Origin of the sequence: Anaerotaenia torta (assembly GCF_050433395.1) — a bacterium.
In the GTDB taxonomy this organism is placed as follows: domain Bacteria; phylum Bacillota; class Clostridia; order Lachnospirales; family Lachnospiraceae; genus Mobilitalea; species Mobilitalea torta.
In genome coordinates this window covers 56,587-74,700 of sequence record NZ_JBNPXH010000001.1, presented here as the reverse complement: position 1 = coordinate 74,700, position 18,114 = coordinate 56,587, and the positions used below count along the sequence as shown (strand labels likewise).

Annotated in this window: 11 protein-coding genes; 4 read left to right on the top strand and 7 right to left on the bottom strand. The window is 49.0% G+C overall.

The features are described 5' to 3' along the window. Positions 1 to 15: 15 nt before the first annotated feature. Positions 16 to 282: a pro-sigmaK processing inhibitor BofA family protein gene (locus HNQ56_RS00320; protein WP_429141636.1), complete on the bottom strand. Its 267-nt coding sequence runs from the start codon at positions 280 to 282 to the stop codon at positions 16 to 18. Between the two features lie 145 nt (positions 283 to 427). Between HNQ56_RS00320 and HNQ56_RS00315 the strand changes: the two genes are divergently transcribed. From HNQ56_RS00315 to HNQ56_RS00305, 3 genes are all read left to right on the top strand, one after another. Further along, positions 428 to 649, top strand: coding sequence for a YaaL family protein (locus HNQ56_RS00315; RefSeq protein ID WP_429141635.1), 222 nt, complete (start codon positions 428 to 430; stop codon positions 647 to 649). A 715-nt stretch (positions 650 to 1,364) separates the two neighbouring features. Further along, positions 1,365 to 3,692: an excinuclease ABC subunit UvrA gene (locus tag HNQ56_RS00310; RefSeq protein WP_429141633.1), complete on the top strand. Its 2,328-nt coding sequence runs from the start codon at positions 1,365 to 1,367 to the stop codon at positions 3,690 to 3,692. Beyond that, on the top strand, positions 3,689 to 4,624 hold the full coding sequence (locus tag HNQ56_RS00305; RefSeq protein WP_429141631.1) for a serine hydrolase domain-containing protein: 936 nt from the start codon (positions 3,689 to 3,691) through the stop codon (positions 4,622 to 4,624). The genes HNQ56_RS00310 and HNQ56_RS00305 overlap by 4 nt, the downstream gene beginning before the upstream one ends. Positions 4,625 to 4,791: 167 nt before the next feature. Here the strand turns inward: HNQ56_RS00305 and HNQ56_RS00300 are convergent, their stop codons facing one another. From HNQ56_RS00300 to HNQ56_RS00290, 3 genes are all read right to left on the bottom strand, one after another. Continuing rightward, complete coding sequence (locus HNQ56_RS00300) at positions 4,792 to 5,271, bottom strand: flagellar export chaperone FliS (protein ID WP_429141629.1); 480 nt, start codon at positions 5,269 to 5,271, stop codon at positions 4,792 to 4,794. Between the two features lie 52 nt (positions 5,272 to 5,323). After that, a complete protein-coding gene (locus HNQ56_RS00295) occupies positions 5,324 to 6,925 on the bottom strand; it encodes a flagellin N-terminal helical domain-containing protein (protein WP_429141627.1) in 1,602 nt (533 codons plus the stop codon). 123 nt (positions 6,926 to 7,048) lie between these two features. Continuing rightward, the gene (locus HNQ56_RS00290) at positions 7,049 to 10,567 is read right to left on the bottom strand and encodes a DUF6240 domain-containing protein (protein WP_429141625.1); all 3,519 of its coding nucleotides are present in this window, start codon (positions 10,565 to 10,567) and stop codon (positions 7,049 to 7,051) included. 249 nt (positions 10,568 to 10,816) lie between these two features. Here HNQ56_RS00290 and HNQ56_RS00285 point away from each other — a divergent pair, with 249 nt between their 5' ends. Next, positions 10,817 to 12,568 carry a DUF885 domain-containing protein gene (locus tag HNQ56_RS00285; protein WP_429141623.1) on the top strand — a complete coding sequence of 584 codons (1,752 nt, stop codon included), beginning with the start codon at positions 10,817 to 10,819 and terminating at the stop codon, positions 12,566 to 12,568. A 224-nt stretch (positions 12,569 to 12,792) separates the two neighbouring features. On the opposite strand, the gene HNQ56_RS00280 is transcribed toward HNQ56_RS00285, so the two are convergent. The 3 genes from HNQ56_RS00280 to HNQ56_RS00270 all read right to left on the bottom strand — a co-directional run bounded on the left by HNQ56_RS00280 (position 12,793) and on the right by HNQ56_RS00270 (position 18,101). Further along, positions 12,793 to 14,589 carry a phosphoenolpyruvate carboxykinase (GTP) gene (locus HNQ56_RS00280; protein ID WP_429141621.1) on the bottom strand — a complete coding sequence of 599 codons (1,797 nt, stop codon included), beginning with the start codon at positions 14,587 to 14,589 and terminating at the stop codon, positions 12,793 to 12,795. Positions 14,590 to 14,841: 252 nt separating this feature from the next. Then, positions 14,842 to 16,458 carry an ABC transporter ATP-binding protein gene (locus HNQ56_RS00275; protein ID WP_429141619.1) on the bottom strand — a complete coding sequence of 539 codons (1,617 nt, stop codon included), beginning with the start codon at positions 16,456 to 16,458 and terminating at the stop codon, positions 14,842 to 14,844. Next, positions 16,452 to 18,101: an ATP-binding cassette domain-containing protein gene (locus HNQ56_RS00270; protein WP_429141617.1), complete on the bottom strand. Its 1,650-nt coding sequence runs from the start codon at positions 18,099 to 18,101 to the stop codon at positions 16,452 to 16,454. The genes HNQ56_RS00275 and HNQ56_RS00270 overlap by 7 nt, the downstream gene beginning before the upstream one ends. Positions 18,102 to 18,114 lie beyond the last annotated feature (13 nt).

The following is an 18,114-nucleotide window of genomic DNA, read 5'->3' as shown; positions in this document are numbered from 1 at the left end:
CACCCTATCATGGAATTACCCGTAATAGAAGGACAGCCCATAAAGCAGCAAAAATCCCGGCAGTCCCAACAGACCGTTGGTCAGCACTGTAATTCCATTGACCCCCACATTCAGCGAATACCCCTGTATGCTCAGGGCCAGATTCAGCAAGTAGATCCCCGCTGTACCAAAGCAGGCGCGGAGTGCAAAATCCACCAGCAGATCCGGTCTCCGCCGGATGATGCAGGCGCCGATAAAGATAACACATGCGAAAATAATCACAATAAATATATAGCCGTTCATGCCCTTCTGCTCCTTTTTCTTGTCCCTCAATTGCTTTTCCTAATACATTTATATACGTCTTAAACCATTTTATGTTAATTAATAGAATAATAGGCAGCATTTTTGTCCATACTATAGGCAAAATATAAATAGGGATGGTGAAGCAATGCCACTATTTAGAAAAAAGAGACGGCCATCAAAAGAGAACCTTTTGCTGCTGAATGAGATTAACCGGACCAAAATTGCGTTGGAAGCCGCATACTCCAACTTTGAGAATGTCATAGATCCCGACCTGATAGACAGCTGTATCTATGAAATGAACGCAATTCAGAACCGATATCATTTCCTGCTGAAACAGGCAAAAGCTACAGAGCAAAGATATTGCTGACTTATAGAGATACCAGTCTGAAGGGAATATTACAAAAGGGTATGGAGGAAGGCGCGGGTTCGCAAAAACCCGGCTTTGCTCCATACCCTTTTGCAGCGGCCGGAGCAGCCAAGTTTGCCCGACTGGTCAAATGTCTTCTCGCAGACAACCGGATGAACGAACTGGGGGCAAGTCACCGAAGATGAAAATCTGCGTGAGCAGCTATATCAGGAATATAAAATATCATAACAGAAAATATATACGGAAGTCCTAGAGAAGTCCACGGTATCATAGGGACAATTTGCGGCCACTGCGCGTCCATATAGGCGTTTGCCTTCATGGCGTCCTGCCGGGTCTGGCAGACGCGCTTCATCATAAACAGGGCGATTACAAATAATAAGGCAACTCGGGATTAAAAAATATATATTTAATAGACTTCCGCTGAGAAAGATGGTATCCCGTGTCACTAACAGGAGGTGACACGAGATGCAACCCCCATTGGACGAGCTATACGATCAGTACAACCGCTTTGTCCCCGATACTGAAATTCAGCGAAAGATTGAAGATTACCGCCAGCAGCCCATCCTAAAACCTTTTCTCAAGTACGCAATGACCGTTTTTCAAATTCTCAAATGCTTACCTCTTTGAAAACTTTTGATTGTCAAACATCACAGGTCATACTATGATATAAGATATCCGTATATAATCTCAAAATAAGAAGCATGTGGAGGCTCCTGTGAAAAATCACATTACGATAAAAAACGCAAGAATACATAATCTCAAGGGTATTGATGTCACTATTCCAAAGCATAAGCTTACGGTGATCACCGGCGTTTCGGGAAGCGGCAAATCAAGCCTTGCCTTTGACACCCTCTATGAGGAAGGGAAGCGCCGTTATCTGATGTTTTCCGGCACCCAGTTCATGGTTGACAGCGTCTCGAGCTTTGACAGCATTACCGGACTGTCCCCCACCGTAGCCGTGGAACAGCGCATTATCCGCCAGTCCAATCCCCGAAGCACCGTGGGCACCCGTATTAAAATCAGCACTCTTCTGGCGGCTCTGTTTGCAAATTACGGTGTCCGGGACGCGGCCTATGACGATGGACTTCCTCTGGATATCTCCATGTTTCAGAAGAATTCCCCAAAGGGAATGTGCGTGAAATGTCTGGGGAACGGCCAGATCTTCAAGGTGGAGGAGAACGCGGTTTTCTCTGACAGCAATCTCATGCTCCGCGAACTGTTCGGCGGGGAAGCCAGGCATCTTCAGCATGTCCTCAGGAAATTTCAGCGTGCCTCCGGGATAACGCCGGATACACGTTTAAAGGACCTGACCGAGGAACAGCTCCTCCTGTTCAAATACGGCGGAAATAATTTCGACGGCCTTATTCCTTGGCTGATTAATGCTTTTCGCTGGAGCATCGGCAAGCATAACTGGATTTCCCAGCTCACCTGTGTAAAACAGGTTTCCTGTCCGAAATGCGGCGGGACAGGCATAGGCGAACAGGCCTCCCATACAACTGTCTGCGGGAAAACAATTACGGAAATGGAAAACCTATATATCAGTGACTTACTTGCACTTTTGAAGAGTGACACAAATGCAGGGAATCCGCTGCTGACGGAAATTATTATAAAGCTTTCCTGTATGGTGGATGTGGGGCTGCATCATCTGGCCCTGTCCCGGCCCGTTCCCACTCTTTCCGGCGGTGAGATTCAGCGGCTGTTTCTGGCCTCGTATCTGATTGCGGAAATGGATTCTATTATCTTTGTATTTGATGAGCCAACCATCGGCCTTCATGAGGTGGAGAAGGAAAATCTGATCCGCATTATCCGTAATCTTGTCAATGCGGGAAATACCGTAATTGCAGTCGAGCATGACGAGAATTTCATGCGCAAGGCAGATTATATTGTGGATCTCGGCCCCGATGCAGGTATCCTTGGGGGTATTAAGATTTATGAGGGCGGTTATGAAGAATTTCTGCATTGTGAAGAATCCCGGACTTCGCCCTACCTTTTACAGAAAAGCGGTTTTGCCATCAAGCACAGCTACCGGATGCCTGACCGGGAGAAGGTTCTGACCCTCTCCAACTGCAATCTGCATAATCTTAGGAATGTTGCCGTAACTATCCCTTTGGGGGTTATGGTGGGGGTTGCAGGGGTTTCAGGAAGCGGGAAATCAAGCCTGATCTCCGATACCCTTGTCCCCAAGTTAAAAGAGCTATTAAAGGCCAGATGTGTGGCAGAGGAGGATACCGAAGAGGTTTCCGATGCCACGCTGACCGGCACCCAGCATATCCGGCACTGTTATGTGATTGACCAGCGCCCCATCGGCAGGAGCAGAACCTCCTGCCCCGCTACCTACACCGGTATTTTTGACCGTGTCCGTGTCCTTTTCGCCGAAGCCGGACAGACCAAGCAACAAGCTTGCACCCCTGGACTTTTCTCCGTCAACAGCGAGGGCGGCTGCCCTAAATGCAAGGGTGACGGGGTTGTTCACTATCATGTCGGCTTTGGTAATTTTATTGATGTGGATTGTGAGGATTGCGGGGGAAGCGGTTATATCCCCGAAGCCATGGAGATTCTTCTGGATGGGAAAAACATTCGTGAGATTCTTGAAATGAGTGTTGATGAAGCGAAGGATTTTTTTGCCGAAAAGGACAAGAACATTTTCAGTATGCTGAATATTTTACAGCGTGTGGGAATGGGCTATATCAAGCTTGGACAAGCCACTCCCACTATTTCAGGCGGAGAAAGCCAGCGTATCAAGCTGGCAAAGGAATTATCCAAGGGCAAAAATGCAAAGGGCGCCCTATATATTCTGGACGAGCCCACCACAGGACTCTCCTTTTATGACAGCGAACGGCTTCTGAAACTAATGAACGAGCTGGTTGACCGAGGGAACAGCATCATTGTAACCGAGCATGATCCCTATGTACTATCCAACTGTGACTATCTCATCGAGCTGGGCAGGGGCGGCGGCAGCGATGGCGGAGATCTCATTGCCCAGGGTACGCCCTCGGAACTGAAAAGCAGCCCCGACTCCATCATAGGCAGGTATTTGAAATGAATAAAGCGGATTTAAACAGTGCAATTGACGATTATATTCGCGGGAAACATTACCGGCAGATCAACAGCCTGCTGCTGTGGCAGGACGGGGAAATCCTGGCCAGACGGTATTACAACGGCTTTACTGAGAGCAGCAGAAACGTCATTAAATCCGTTGCCAAAAGCATTATGTCCATCTGTGCGGGAATTGCCCTTGACCAGGGCTTGATCCAAGGTCTCGATGAACCGATATGCCGGTATCTTCCTCAGTTTAACCAGGGCCGTGATCCACTTCACCGGGCAATTACCCTCCGGCATCTTCTCACCATGTCCTCCGGAATTTATTTTAACGGCGGGGTGCATTATCATTGCCCCATGCTTACACAGATGCGCCGCAGTGATGACTGGATCTCCCATATCTCAGACTGCGCCGTGACCGACCTGCCCGGAACAAAATATAATTATAAGGAATGGGATGTCCTCCTGCTTGCCGGGCTGTTGAACCGTGCCTGCGGGGATATGTATGATTTTCTGGATCAGAATTTGTATCAACCCCTGGGAATTGAAAGCAAACGCTGGTATCAAAGTCCCTGCGGCGTGTACTACAGCGTTGCCGAGGGTGACGAGGGCACTCAGGAAAGCCTTGCTAACCTGACAGCAGCAGACATGCAAAAGATTGGACAGCTGTTTTTAGAAAAAGGGCATTACAATGGAAAGCCCATTGTTTCTGAGGAGTATATTGCCCAGGCCGTTGCTCCGTCAAAATGCAATCCCGGCTACGGCTTTCTCTGGTGGCTGGGCGAAGGCTGGTACGGCTGCCGGGGCTTCGGCGGGCAGAATATTACCGTATTCCCGGAGAAAAATACTATCTTTGTCATGCAGGCGACCCCAACTTCAAGGGGCATGGGGTATGATGACGTTCTCTGGAAATGTCTCGATTTTATAAAGCCTTAAGAATTACCCGAATAGATAGAACGAATAAAAGCAGGCCCGGAGTTATTAAAGCTGTAACCCCAGGCCTTTTATTCGTGTCTTCTAAACACCGCATTTTCCTTTATGCTCTCTTATTTTACAATATTCCTGCCCCCATGGATTCATCCGATCAAACCAATTTATCCGATTTACGCCATAAATCCCCGGTTCTTATCATTGGGATCCACATAGGTCTCATTGAGATAGCCTTTCCCATAGGTCAGTCCCGCATAAAGCTGCTGTGTATTGCGCATCACCGGGCCGCTTTGATCCGCCCTGCTTACGCCTTCAAAGCCGACCAGAAGTGTCTTTAATACCTGCTCCGCGCTATCCAGCGGCTCCGGTTCCTTCCGGACGATTGCCGTAACAATTTCTTTGTTTACATACAGATACAGGCTGAGCAGTTCATAGGATATCGCATAGCTGTAATTTAACGTAGCCTGAAGCTCTGTCACATATTTCTGGGCCAGCTTCAGCTCCTTATCAAAGACCGCCATATCTCCCTGCTCATATGCCTCCCTTGCTTCCTTCAGCTCCGTCAGAGTCATCTCATAGAGGATCACCGTCAGTTCGCTCCTGGATGCTTGGGTTACCCGTGCGGTAAATGCTTTTACTGCTTCTTTTTTCAAATGCTGCTACCTCCTGTCACTTCCTCCGCCTCTTCCCGGCAGCAGATATCCCTTACTGCTGCAGCAGGGACAGAATGTTCTGCGGCCTCTGATTGGATTGCGCCAGCATGGAGGTTCCCGCCTGGGCCAGTACGTTCTTCTGCGTATAATTTGCCATCTCCTCCGCCATATCCACATCGGAAATACGGGACAGGGATTCCGTCAAGTTCTCCGATGTCGTATCCAGGTTGGCAATGGAATGCTCCAGACGGTTCTGATAAGCACCCAGCTTGGAACGGATTGCGGATACGTTATTAATTGCAATATCCAGTAGACCTATCGCTTCCTGGGCACCGTCCGCCGTTCCCATGTTCAGCTTATCAATTCCCAGTGTCTCCGGCGAGACTTTCGGAATTCTTACGGACATAATCTGTCCTTCGTTAGCACCGATCTGCAAGTCCATGGGGCCAGCATCCAGTACGGACACGACCGGACTAATTGGTATGCCGGAGGATGTGTTAGGGCCTGCGTCATCTGGGTCTGGCGCTGTTGTATTATCTGGAATTATGGCATCTACAAAGTCTGTTTGAACCGCTCTATATCCCACCTGGAATACCATTTTAAAATTGCTGCGGTCTGATACGGTAATCTTATTTCCGTCCGCCGATACTGTAGCCGTGTTGTTGAATTCGCTGGTTTTAGTCGAACCGCTGCCCGTATCAATCATAACCTCCGCCTTGGCATCCACACCCCTTGCCTTGACTCCGCCCGTTGTGAGCCCAAGCAATTTACACAAATCCGGATTATCACAGTATACTTCCATCTTCTGCTTAAAACCATATTCACGGGACACAAAAACCAAGTTGGTGTTATTCGCCAATTTTACCGGATTATATCCTGCGTTCTCCGCAACCATCCCTGTGGGAGGATCTGCTGCCGGGTCTATATTAACTGTTCCATTCGCATCTGCAAATACATTGATTCCAACTGTGTTGCAGGTATCCCGAAGCTTCTGGAAGACATCATCCAGACTATCCCCGGCCTTAATTTCCACGGTTTCGCCATTAATATTAATCTTTCCGGCTGATGCTACCGGCACTTTATCACTGACCAAACCCGAGGTATCCACTTTAGTGCCAACCACTACCGCCTGTCTTGCATCCTGCGTTATTCTTATCATATAAGGGCCAACCCCCACCGTATCAGATAAGGAAATCAAATTTACACTGTCGTCATTGGAAAAGGACTTTTGATCAATGCTTCCATCCAGCAGCGGCATGGTATTAAATTCCGTATCCCTTCCGATTCTGGCTATCTCCGCATTCAGCTGATCCACCTCTGCCTGAATCGCAGCCCGGTCCTCCGCAGTATAGGTGCCGTTTGCCGACTGAACCGACAGCTCTCTCATTCTCTGAAGCATGGTTTCTACTTCCACCAGTGCTCCTTCCGCTGTCTGAATTACAGAGATTCCGTCCGCCGCATTCCTGGAGCCTTGATCCAGACCGGCAATCTGTGTTTTCATCTTTTCCGAAATCGCGAGACCTGCGGAATCATCCGCAGCGCTGTTGATCCGATATCCGGAGGATAATCTCTCTAAGCTTTTGTCAAGCAGACGATTGGTTCTGCCCAGCTGGTTATTTGCTTTTAAGGCTGAAATATTATGGTTAATTCTCATAAACTGTCACCTGTTTCCTTTCGTAACGGCAGCCATCCTCCTCCCTGCAATGATGGTTCCCCGAATTATATTTTTGTTTTATTCCAGCCACCTCCCTGTGGCCGAATATTTCTTTTTCAATACTTAACGGCTTTCCCCGTTATTCTCCGCCAGGCTCACGGTCTTCACCAATGCCCTGGCCATGCGGTACAGGATCCGTTCTGTCTCATTACCGGGCAGAACGCCAGGTTCCCCCTGCTCCGGATTCTGATAAGTATAATTATCCCTGTCCCAATCATTGAAGCCAAAATCCAGCTGCTTTAAATCCACGCCGCTTTCCGCCGCCGCCTGCATCAGCTCCGCCGCATTATCTCGGAGCCTGTCCAGACCCTCCCTGCTGTTGCAGGTAATGAAGCCCTTCACGGTCCGGCTCTTCAGCGAGAACTCCGCTTTGACGTCACCCAGCGCCTCCGACTGCAGGATGGCCGAGACCCGGCCGGATTCCTGTGAACCTCGGAGAATGGTTAAATTCATATTTGTAATTCCCTTTGCCGTCTCAACCGGTATCTGATAAAACTCCCGGGAAGCCAGCTTACGCAGGAAGGTGGTCTGCTGACCCAGCATCTTCAGCTCTGCAAGCCTGCTGCTGTCGATAACCTCTCCGGAGCATGCCTTTTCCAGCATGGTCCTGGCCTGCCCCTCCAGCTTCTCAAATGCCTCATTGATAGAGGACTTATCGATTAATGTATCGGACAATTCCTGCGTTTCCTTAAGCTCCTGGTCCGAATTTCCCTCCTCTTCCTCCTGCTGCTTTACTATACGCAGAGCGGGAGGCAGTCCGTTGCTTAGGAGGCGGCTGGCCAGCATGATATTCTGGATGGTGCTCTCCATCTGGTAGTCATTTAAAAATTTCAGAGCCTGCTCCCCATTCCGGCTTAACTCTCTTATCTGCTGCACCGTATTAGTGTAAAGCTCCTGATGGGCAGTATCGTTATTTCTATCCTGCAATTGTTCCAGCAGCCTTTCCAGGGAGATGTCCCGGATGCTTCCCCAAAGTCTGCCGCCTTCTTCCGGCAGGGACGTGAAACGATCCGCTTCTCCTTCCGGCATCTGGGACAAGATACTTTGCAGCAGAGCATTCTGCATCTGAGCATCTCGCGCCAGAGTCTGGGCATTCTGTGTCCGGATCTCCTGTGCCTGATTATTCTGTGTCTCTGCCCTTTGCTCCTGTGCTTCTTTCCTTTCGATATCCGGATCCTGTACGGCCTTCCGCACCCGGTCATCCGACTCCTGATCATCCGGCAGCAAGGCATTCTGCTGTTTTTCCTGCTGCAGCCGGGATAATTTCTGAGGGGTAATTTCCTCCGTAATCTGTTTCAGAAGCCTTTCCTGATACTGTACCTGCTCCGCAGTTTTTGCTTCCTCCGCCAGCATGCCAAATCCATCGTCCACTGCGGCATTCACGCTGCCCTTTCTTCTGGTCTGCAGTGCGGTCAAAAGATTTGCCAGGGTAACCTCCCTGTCTGCCCGGACCACTGCTCCCAAGGCCGCTCCATCCGATTTTTCAATTTGATATAATAACCGGTATACACCGATATATTCCCTTCGTTCCTCGGGAGTAATCCCATCCTTCTTCTCCAGGCGGTGAAGGTAGCTGCTGAACTTATCCTCCGAGGTGATCCCCTGCTCCTCCTTCATCTTCCCGATCATCGTATTCAGCTGATCAATGGGAAGCTTCATGGGATCGATGCCCTCCTTGATCATCCTTACCGTCACTGCCGGATGGAGGTTTTGAAGCAATGACTCCACTTCTTTATCATAGACCTTCACCTGTTCTATGGTTTCCTGGTTTATTTCCATTTGATTATAGCCCAGAATTCTGGCTGCTCTCTGGTTCGCCCGGGTATTCTCTATCCCCAGCTCCGACAGCAGCGAATTCACGTTGGCAAAGGCCTTTTGAATGGAATCCCCATACTCTGCACTGGGTACTGTCATCAGAGGCTCGTAGGCGGTTCCTGCCCTCTCAAAAGCAGCCTGAAGCTTTACTCCTTCCGAGAGAAGCCCCGGTATAGTCTGGCTTCTTCTGTCTGCCAGCGTGCTTCCTAATACCGCACTGGGAATATGGCGCAGACGCTCCATGCCGGCTGTAGTATTCTTTAGTATCTCAACAGACTCCGGTGTGCTCCCGGCTCCCGCTTCCCTCAGCAGGGATTGATAATAGCTGTCCTCCTGCCGGCGAAGCTCCTCCACGATCTTCTCCAGACGCTCAGTTTCAATGGATATCCCTTTCTTCTCCAGCCTCTGTGCAGCTTCCAGGGTCATTCTCAGGCGGATCTCCTCCAACTGCCGCTGCGCCTTCACTTCTTCGTATTCCTGGAGGGAAGCTCCCGGAAGCTCTGCTTCTTCGTACTCCTGCCGGGGGGAGGTTTCCTGCTCCTCGTTCCTCTTCCTTGAATTAATTCTCTCGGCCTGGATCTCCGTCAGCTTCTTAATGGTAAGTTCCTGCCCTTCCCGGACCGCGCGGCTCACCGCTTCGCTGCTGATACTGTTTACATCCTCTATCACCTTCTGCAGACGGGCTGTATCCGGAACTGCCAGGCTTGCATCCTCCGGCGCTGCTCCGCTCTTCATACCCTCTGCCATACGGTCCATCAAATAATTCTTATCCGCCTGTTCCTTAATTCCCTCCAGCTCCTTCTTATAAGCAAAGGTCCGTGAGGTGAGCGGAAGCTCATTTTCAATCAGCCATCTGGCATCTGACAGATTCTTCTTATCTGCCTCATAGCCTGTATTTTCAATGATTGTCCTGGCCTGGCTCTCCAGCTGGCTCCATTCCGGGCCGGTCAGCTCCCGCTTCTGCTCCCGCCCCCCGGTGCCGCCGCTATAATATGCCTTATAAATATTCTTTACCGTGGGCTCCGCATCCGCGGCAATGAGATACTTCATCGTCTTCTCATCCATCATGCCAACGGTATCGCCAAGAGCCAAAGCCTTATTAATACGCTGGACATTCTGCGCTGTCACCGGGAGATTCTCCGCCCTGAGTCTGGCTGCAATCTCGATTTCCGTCCATCCGTTCTCTATTCTGTCCAGGGTGGACCCCATACCGGCTCCCCCTGACTTAATCCGGTTGATTGCCCCGTACAATCCATCCACCGTCATGCTTCCTGCCGGAAAGCCTCCGCGTTCCAGCTGTTCGCAGTCCTGTTCCGTGAATATGGAGCCGATGTCTTCCAGCCTGCCAAGAGAATCCCGGACTGCCCTGTCCTTCCCTGACTGTCTGGCCTCCTGCTCTTTTCTTGCCCTGGCCTCTTCCCAGTCCTTATCCGTGATACCTACCTCGGCCTTAATAATCCGGCGCGCTTCTCCCCGGGACCGCTCCACCTGACGAAGCTCCAGCTCCGGCGGCGGAACCTTCACCACCTCGAAGCATCTCTTCTCTCCGGGGACCGCATCCGGAAGCATCTCCAGGGGAAAGTTCAGCTGCTGCCCCCCAAAATCCATTGTCACTCTTCCATCTACCGCAAGAATTGTGCCGTCAATCCGCTGGCCTCTGGTCAGCTTCTCCAGAAAGCCTCTATTATAATCTGTAGCAAGGGGAGAATTCGACTTCTTTTCTGATACTTCTCCCCTCTCTGTCCCCAATCGCAGTGTATAGTTCATTCTTATGTCCCCTTTTCATCTATATATTCTATTTCTCTCAACCTTACCTCCGTCTTTCGCAAAGCCGTTCTTTTTTCCAAAGGGAACCTGCTCTTTCCCTTTTGCATCTATAGCTGTATTTCGGAAGATAAAGCATAAAACTTAATGCTTTTCTTCAGCTTTGCTTCTTACCGGCCATACTTTTGAATAAATATAAACTAACACAAGATCCCAGGGTGAATTACAATTCCATCCTACAGGAGGCCCTTTATGAATAAAATGCTTTATAAACGGATTTTTTCCCTGTTTCTTATTCTGATTCTCAGTTTAGGGTGTATCGGCTGCCACCGCCAGGTCAGCCCGCAAAATCAACAGAGCGAATTTGATACCTTTCTGGAGGAACTGTTTATCCAGAAGGTCCAGTCTGACAGCCTTTCCCTTAACTATTCCCTGGCCCGGCCCGAACGCTACGGTATCACCATGGCGGAGGCTACCTTCGGGGAGTTCAGCGCCAAAAGCATGAACCGGGAACAGGCACTTTTGGAAAACCAACTCAGCCGCCTGCTGTCCTATAATTACCCTTCGCTGTCCGAGGACCAGCAGCTCACCTATGATATTCTCAAGGACTATCTCCAGAACGATCTCGCTCTGGGGGATTATAATTATTATTATGAATGTCTGGGTCCTACCACCGGCATTCAGGCCCAGCTCCCCATCCTGCTGGCGGAATATGGCTTCTACGACAAAGATGATATTGATGAATACCTCCGGCTGCTTCCCCGGGTCTATGACTATTTCGAGGAAATCATCCGCTTCCAGCGGGAGAAGTCAAAGGCAGGGCTTTTTATGAGCGATGCGGTGGCCAAACAGGTTATCGCCCAGGGAGAAGCCTTTATCACCGACGCGGAGAATAACTTCCTGATCACCTGCTTCAATGACAGAGTCTCCGGATACTCCAATCTGTCCCAGGAGGAAATCTCCTCCTACCAGGCCGCCAACACAGAGATCGTCCTCAGCAGTGTCATCCCTGCCTATCAGATGCTGGTCGATGCCCTGCGGGAGCTTCTCGGAACCGGCACCAACAATGCGGGCCTCTTCTATTATCCTGAGGGAAGAGATTATTATGCCTGCCTTGCCCGTCGTAAAACCGGTTCAGGCAAAAGCATGGAGGAAATGACAACGCTCCTGGAAGCCGCCATGGCGAAAGGGGTTCGGGATATCACCTCCCTTACCCTGTCCGATCCGGATATTCTCGGTAAATACATAGCCTTCCGTTCCTACCCCATCACCGCTCCCGAGGAGATTCTGCTGGATCTGAAAGCCGACAGCCAGGAGGACTTCCCCGTTGCTCCGGAGGTTAATTGCAGAATCAAATATGTCCCGGATTCCCTGGCTGACTACCTGAGCCCTGCTATGTATCTGGTGCCGCCCATGGATAATTACAGAAATAACGATATCTATATTAATGGCAGCGACGAAGAGACCCTGTCCCTGATCTACCCCACCGTAGCCCATGAGGGCTATCCGGGCCATATGTACCAATGCGTCTATTTCCGTAGCCTGAATCCCGCTCCCATCCGAAATGTTATGAACTTTACAGGCTATGACGAGGGCTGGGCCACCTATGTGGAGATGTATTCCTACAAGTATGCGGGAATTGATCCGAATCTGGCCCGCTTCCTCCAGGCCAATAATGCGGTAATCCTATGCCTGTATGCCCGGACAGATATTGGTATTCATTATGAGGGTTGGAATAAGAAGACCGCCATGGCTTACATCATGAACTATATCGCCGATGCCAAAATTGCCGGGGCCATCTATGACACCCTGCTGGAGGAACCCGCTGTTTACCTTCCTTATGCTGTCGGTTATCTGGAGCTTGAGGAATTGCGGGGCAAAGCGGAGCATACCCTGGGTAAAAAGTTCGTTGCTAAAGATTTTCATCAGTTCCTGCTGGAAATTGGCCCCGCTCCCTTTGAAATCATTGAGGACCGCATGGTCTCCTGGATGAAAAGCCGGTAGAGGTTACACCCCTGCCTTCCAATTATCCTTGATTGAGAATGATTCTCTTGCTGCCGAATCTAAAAATGCGCTTTGAAATGGCGGTTAAGCCAGATCAAAGCGCATTGCATAAAACAAATTTCTTATCTTTCCGCCGGTGCTGTTTTCACAGCAACACGTTTTTCATCCTTAATATAACTCTTCTGAATGCCGGTATACTGCATCCCATTATAGCGGGCCGTATGCTATGCGTTCAGTCTGCTCTCAAGAGCTTCCAGCTGAGCATGGAGTTCCTTCGGAAGCTCCTCGCCAAACTTGGCATAGTGCTCCTTAATGGATGCAACCTCATTCAGCCACTCTTCCTTATCTACCTTAAGCAGCTCTGCAACATCGGCATCGCTTACACCCTGAAGTCCGGTCAGATCCAGAGCATCCGCTGCAGGCATGTAGCCGATGGGGGTCTTAACAGCCTTGCCGTCACCCTCGGTTCTTTCAAAGATCCACTTCAGAACACGGCTGTTCTCGCCGAAACCGGGCCATAACCATCTGCCGTCCTGATCCTTGCGGAACCAGTTCACATAGAAGATCTTAGGCAGCTTATCCGCGCTGGATCTCTCACCGATGTTCAGCCAGTGCTGTAAATAATCACATACATTATAGCCGAAGAAAGGAAGCATTGCAAAAGGATCACGGCGAACCTGTCCGATGTTCTTCGAGATTGCCGCAGCAGTGATCTCGGAGCCCATGATGGAGCCCAGGAACACACCGTGCTTCCAGTCGAAGCTCTCATGTACCAACGGGATCGTCTTCGGACGGCGTCCGCCGATCAGGATCGCTGAAATCGGAACTCCTGCAGGGTCCTCCCAGTCAGATGCGATGGAGGGACACTGATAGGCGGGAGCGGTAAAGCGGGCATTGGGATGAGCAGCCAGCTCCTTGGAATCCGGAGTCCAGTCATTGCCCTTCCAGTCAATGAGATGATCCGGTGCGGGTGTTCCGATGCCTTCCCACCATACATCTCCGTCATCCGTAAGAGCCACATTGGTAAAGATCGTGTTCTTCTCTATGCTGTGCATTGCGTTAGGATTGGAATCAAGGGAGGTTCCGGGAGCCACGCCAAAGAAACCAGCCTCAGGGTTGATGGCATACAGGCGTCCGTCTTCTCCGAACTTCATCCATGCGATATCATCGCCCACTGTCTCCACCTTCCAGCCGGGAACGGTAGGAACCAGCATGGCCAGGTTTGTCTTGCCGCAGGCGCTGGGGAATGCAGCCGCAACATACTTAACCTTTCCTTCAGGATTGGTGAGCTTAAGAATTAACATATGCTCTGCCAGCCATCCCTCATCACGTGCAAGCACGGATGCAATTCGAAGCGCAAAGCACTTCTTGCCTAAGAGAGCGTTGCCGCCGTAACCGGAGCCGTAGGACCAAATCAGTCTCTCCTCCGGGAAATGGCTGATATATTTCTTCTCAATGGGTGCGCAAGGCCAGCTGGAATCCGCCTGTCCTTTTTCCAAGGGCGCACCGACAGAATGTAAGCAGGGAACAAATTCACCGTCTGCACCAAGAACCTCTAGCACCTTGGAGCCGATACGGGTCATGATGCGCATATTAACAACTACATAAGCGCTATCGGTTAATTCAATACCGATCTTGGAAATAGGTGAGCCGATGGGTCCCATGGAATAAGGAATCACATACATGGTTCTGCCCTTCATGCAGCCCTTATAAAGACCCTTCATGGTGGTCTTCAATTCCTCCGGATCAATCCAGTTGTTGGTAGCGCCGGCTTCCTTCTTTGTCTTGGAAGCGATAAAGGTTCTGTCCTCTACGCGCGCTACGTCGGAAGCATCACTCCGGAATAAATAGCATCCGGGACGTTTCTTCTCGTTTAATTTGATTGCCATACCGCTGTCAACCATCATCTGAAGCAAACGCTGATTCTCTTCCTCTGATCCGTCACACCAGTAAATCTCATCCGGCTGGCACAGATCGGCCATTTCCTTAACCCATTCCAATAGCTTCTTGTTTTCTGTCATATTGATCTCATCTCCTTTTTATATTTTGCCCCTTTGTTTCACCTATAGATTGAGATAAATAGGAGCGTACTATTGTTACCTTTTTATTGAGCATACCTCTATGTATGGATCAAGATGTCAAATGTACCCAGCTTAATCATACATAATAATACAAGTATACTAGCTATTATAATTAAAAAAAGAAAAAAATGCTATAGTAATAATGAATTTTTTAAAATTTTTATTTATTTATCTAAAAATCAAATCATTTTATCAATAAATTCCATGCTTCACCGTGAGCACCCTGTCATATAAATCCCTGGTATCCTTAAAAATGACATGGCTGACATTGATCACCGTGATATCCTTCAGTCCAAGGATGGTCTTCTCAATCTCTCTGGCTCGTTCCATATCCAAGGACGCGAAGGCTTCATCCATGAACAGGATACTGGCCTTGCTGAGGAGGGCTCTCGCTATTACGAGCCTGGAGCGTTCTCCTCCGGAGATATTCTTACCATTATCATAGATAATAGAATCCATCCCTTTCTCCAATCCCTTCACAAAATCGGTAAGTCCGGCTGCTTCCACCGCTGCCGCAATCTCCTCGTCGGAATACTCCTTATACAGGGTGAGATTATTTTTCACCGTATCCTCGAAGATAAAGACCTGCTGCTCAATATTCGCCACCAGCTTATAATAAGAGTCCCTGGTCACATCCTTCAAATCATGCCCGTCAATCAATATCTTGCCCAAAATAGGATTAAAATACTTTCGAAACAGCCTGAGTAAAGTGGATTTCCCGCCTCCGCTGGGACCGACGATCAGATATTTCCCGTTCTTGCGGACGGTCAGGTTAATATCCTTCAGAATTAACTGTTCCCCGTCTTCATAAGCGAACCCTACTTCCTTGAATTCAATGGCATCCCTAAACTCCGGCAATTCTACCGTTTCCACATAGGTGTCCGAATTCTCCAGGGTCTTCTCCATCTTCCGGATCAAATCCCCGGTGGTGAAAATCTTCGGCAAGGCCTCGCTGAGCTCATATAGGGGCCACATCATTTTCTGAATGCTGTTCACCACAAGGAGCAATCCTCCCGCAGTTACCTTGCCCAGGATCACCATATAGCCCAGAACACAGATCACGCCATAGATTGAAGTACTGGTGATAAAATTCTCAGAAGCAAAGACAAAGGTTAACAAACGCTCAATTACGTAGCCCTTGTGCTGGATCGCCTCGCTTTTCTCATAATAATCCGTCGTCACCTTCTCCTGAAGGCCATAGTTTTTCACAATATGAAAGGCGGACAGAATCTCCTTGATATAGGAGGTATATCCGTCAAACATGTCACTCCGTTCCTTATAAGCCTTCTTAGACGGTCTTGCGGTCAGGAAGGATACACTTAAATTCACTGCAATAATAAGGAGCGCCAGCAGAATCATCCTCGGGTCTACGGTAGACAGCAGCCAGATTCCCACGCCGAACTTTACAATTCCGTTTCCTACGGTATGGACCCCTTCCATAAGATTCGTCTCCAGGGTATTAAAATCATTGGTCATAGAGGAAAGGTATTTTGCATTGTTCTCCTTCTGGAACTCCGCAATATTCTTCCCGAACACCTTCTGCATATAATATTTCTTCAGGATCACCGAGGATTGCCTCTTATAGTAATTTTTCGCCATAGCGCTTAAGATCCCCAGAGGCACCAGCGCCGCTGCCATCAGCAGAAGGGGCGGCGCCTCGCGCGCTACCTGGGTCATATCACTTTTCAGGGCGTAATCCAACAATGCCATCATCCGGATGGTTACAATACCATCCATCACAGAATAGGCAGCAGCGGCAAGCATTGCCAGAAGCAGATAGGGTGTTGCCTTATAATATTTTCTTAGCATGTGATCACCTCATTAAAGTAATCCCTGGCGGAGAATTCATGTATCTCTCCGTTCTTCACCTCAAGGACATAATCGTAATTCTCTGTTATCCCCTCATAATAACGGTGACTGATGGCAATAACCGTATTATCCAGCTCCAGGAATACCTTCTCTATCTCCCTGCCCAGCTCTTCATTCAAGCTGGAGGTTCCCTCATCCACAAATAAAATTTCCGCATTCTTGGCAATAGCCCTGGCGATGGAGATTCTTTGCCTCTGACCTCCGGAGAGATTCTTGCCGTTCTCCGTCAGACGCTCCTCCATACCGCCCTTCCGTTCATCAATGATAGAATCCAACCCGCAGACCTTCACCGCATGGTTGATCTGCTCTGCGGGAATGTCCTGGTAGAGGGCAATATTGTTCTTAATGGTATCCTCAAAGAGGAACACATCCTGATAGATGAAAGCAACCTTCTGGTTAAAGGATTTCTCACTAATTTCACGGTAATCCGTACCGTCTGCCGTGATGGTTCCTTCATAATCATCATAGACCATGGCAAGGAGATTTAACAATGTGGTCTTCCCTGCTCCGCTGACTCCCTTGATCAGATATTTCTTCCCCTTCTCAATCACAAAGGAAGCATCCTGGAAGACCGGTTTCTTATCATAAAAGAAATTCACATGCTCCGCCTTGATCTCACGGTCAAAGCAGAACGGCATCGCTCCCGTACCGATCCTCCCTTGCGTCTCCTCCGGCTTAGCAATCTTATTATAGATACTAACGGAGGCCTTGATCTGGTTCGTAAGGGTAAATGCATCTACCCCGAAAAATCCGATCTGGCTGCAAAGCTGAAATAAGACACCTGCCAGCCCAAGTCCTATGGCTCCCTGTATCCGGTACCCAAGGTAAACCATTACAAAAACAGAGGATACGAAGCAGAAGGTGTAGATCGTGTTACGCTGGAGCTCACTGAATACATTAGCCGCATATTTTTTTCTCTCCATACGGTTGATGGTGCGCATACTCTTTTTCAGGAACTTATCCTCAATATGATTTAATTTTAATATCTCAAGTCCGTTAAAGGTATTGGACATATCCGTGGTGAATTCCTCACTCACCGCCGATACCTCCAGCTCCAGCGCCTCGGTTTTCTTCGTGAATATCCTTGCAAGCAGATACAGCAGCCCGATGAATAAAAGCATGGCAGCGGCCAGCCTGATATCCAGAATGATCAGGATAATCAGGGATATGCTTACCATCGCGACATCAATCAGAAAATTAAGCAGGCTCAGAAAGAATCTTCTTTCAAAATTATTCACATCATTGATCAGATTCGAGATATACACTTCCTTGGACTTCTGGGAATACTGCTTAAAGGGCATATGGATGATCTTATCAAAGGCCATCTTCCGCACATCCAGTATGGTATCCCTCATATATGCGATACGCATCATTCTGGAGATTATGAAGTTGAGGGGCGAGTAGATCACAAAGGCCACCGTCACAATAATAACCAGCCGGTAAGCTTCCACCGTGCCCTTCTCTATGGCATTTAATACCATAGCAAATAAGATCATTTGAACAAAATGATCGATAACAAACATAAAGGTCGCAATCAGATAGTTGATGAACTTCCCCTTACGCTTTAACAATAACTCTTTCATAAATCCTCCGTCC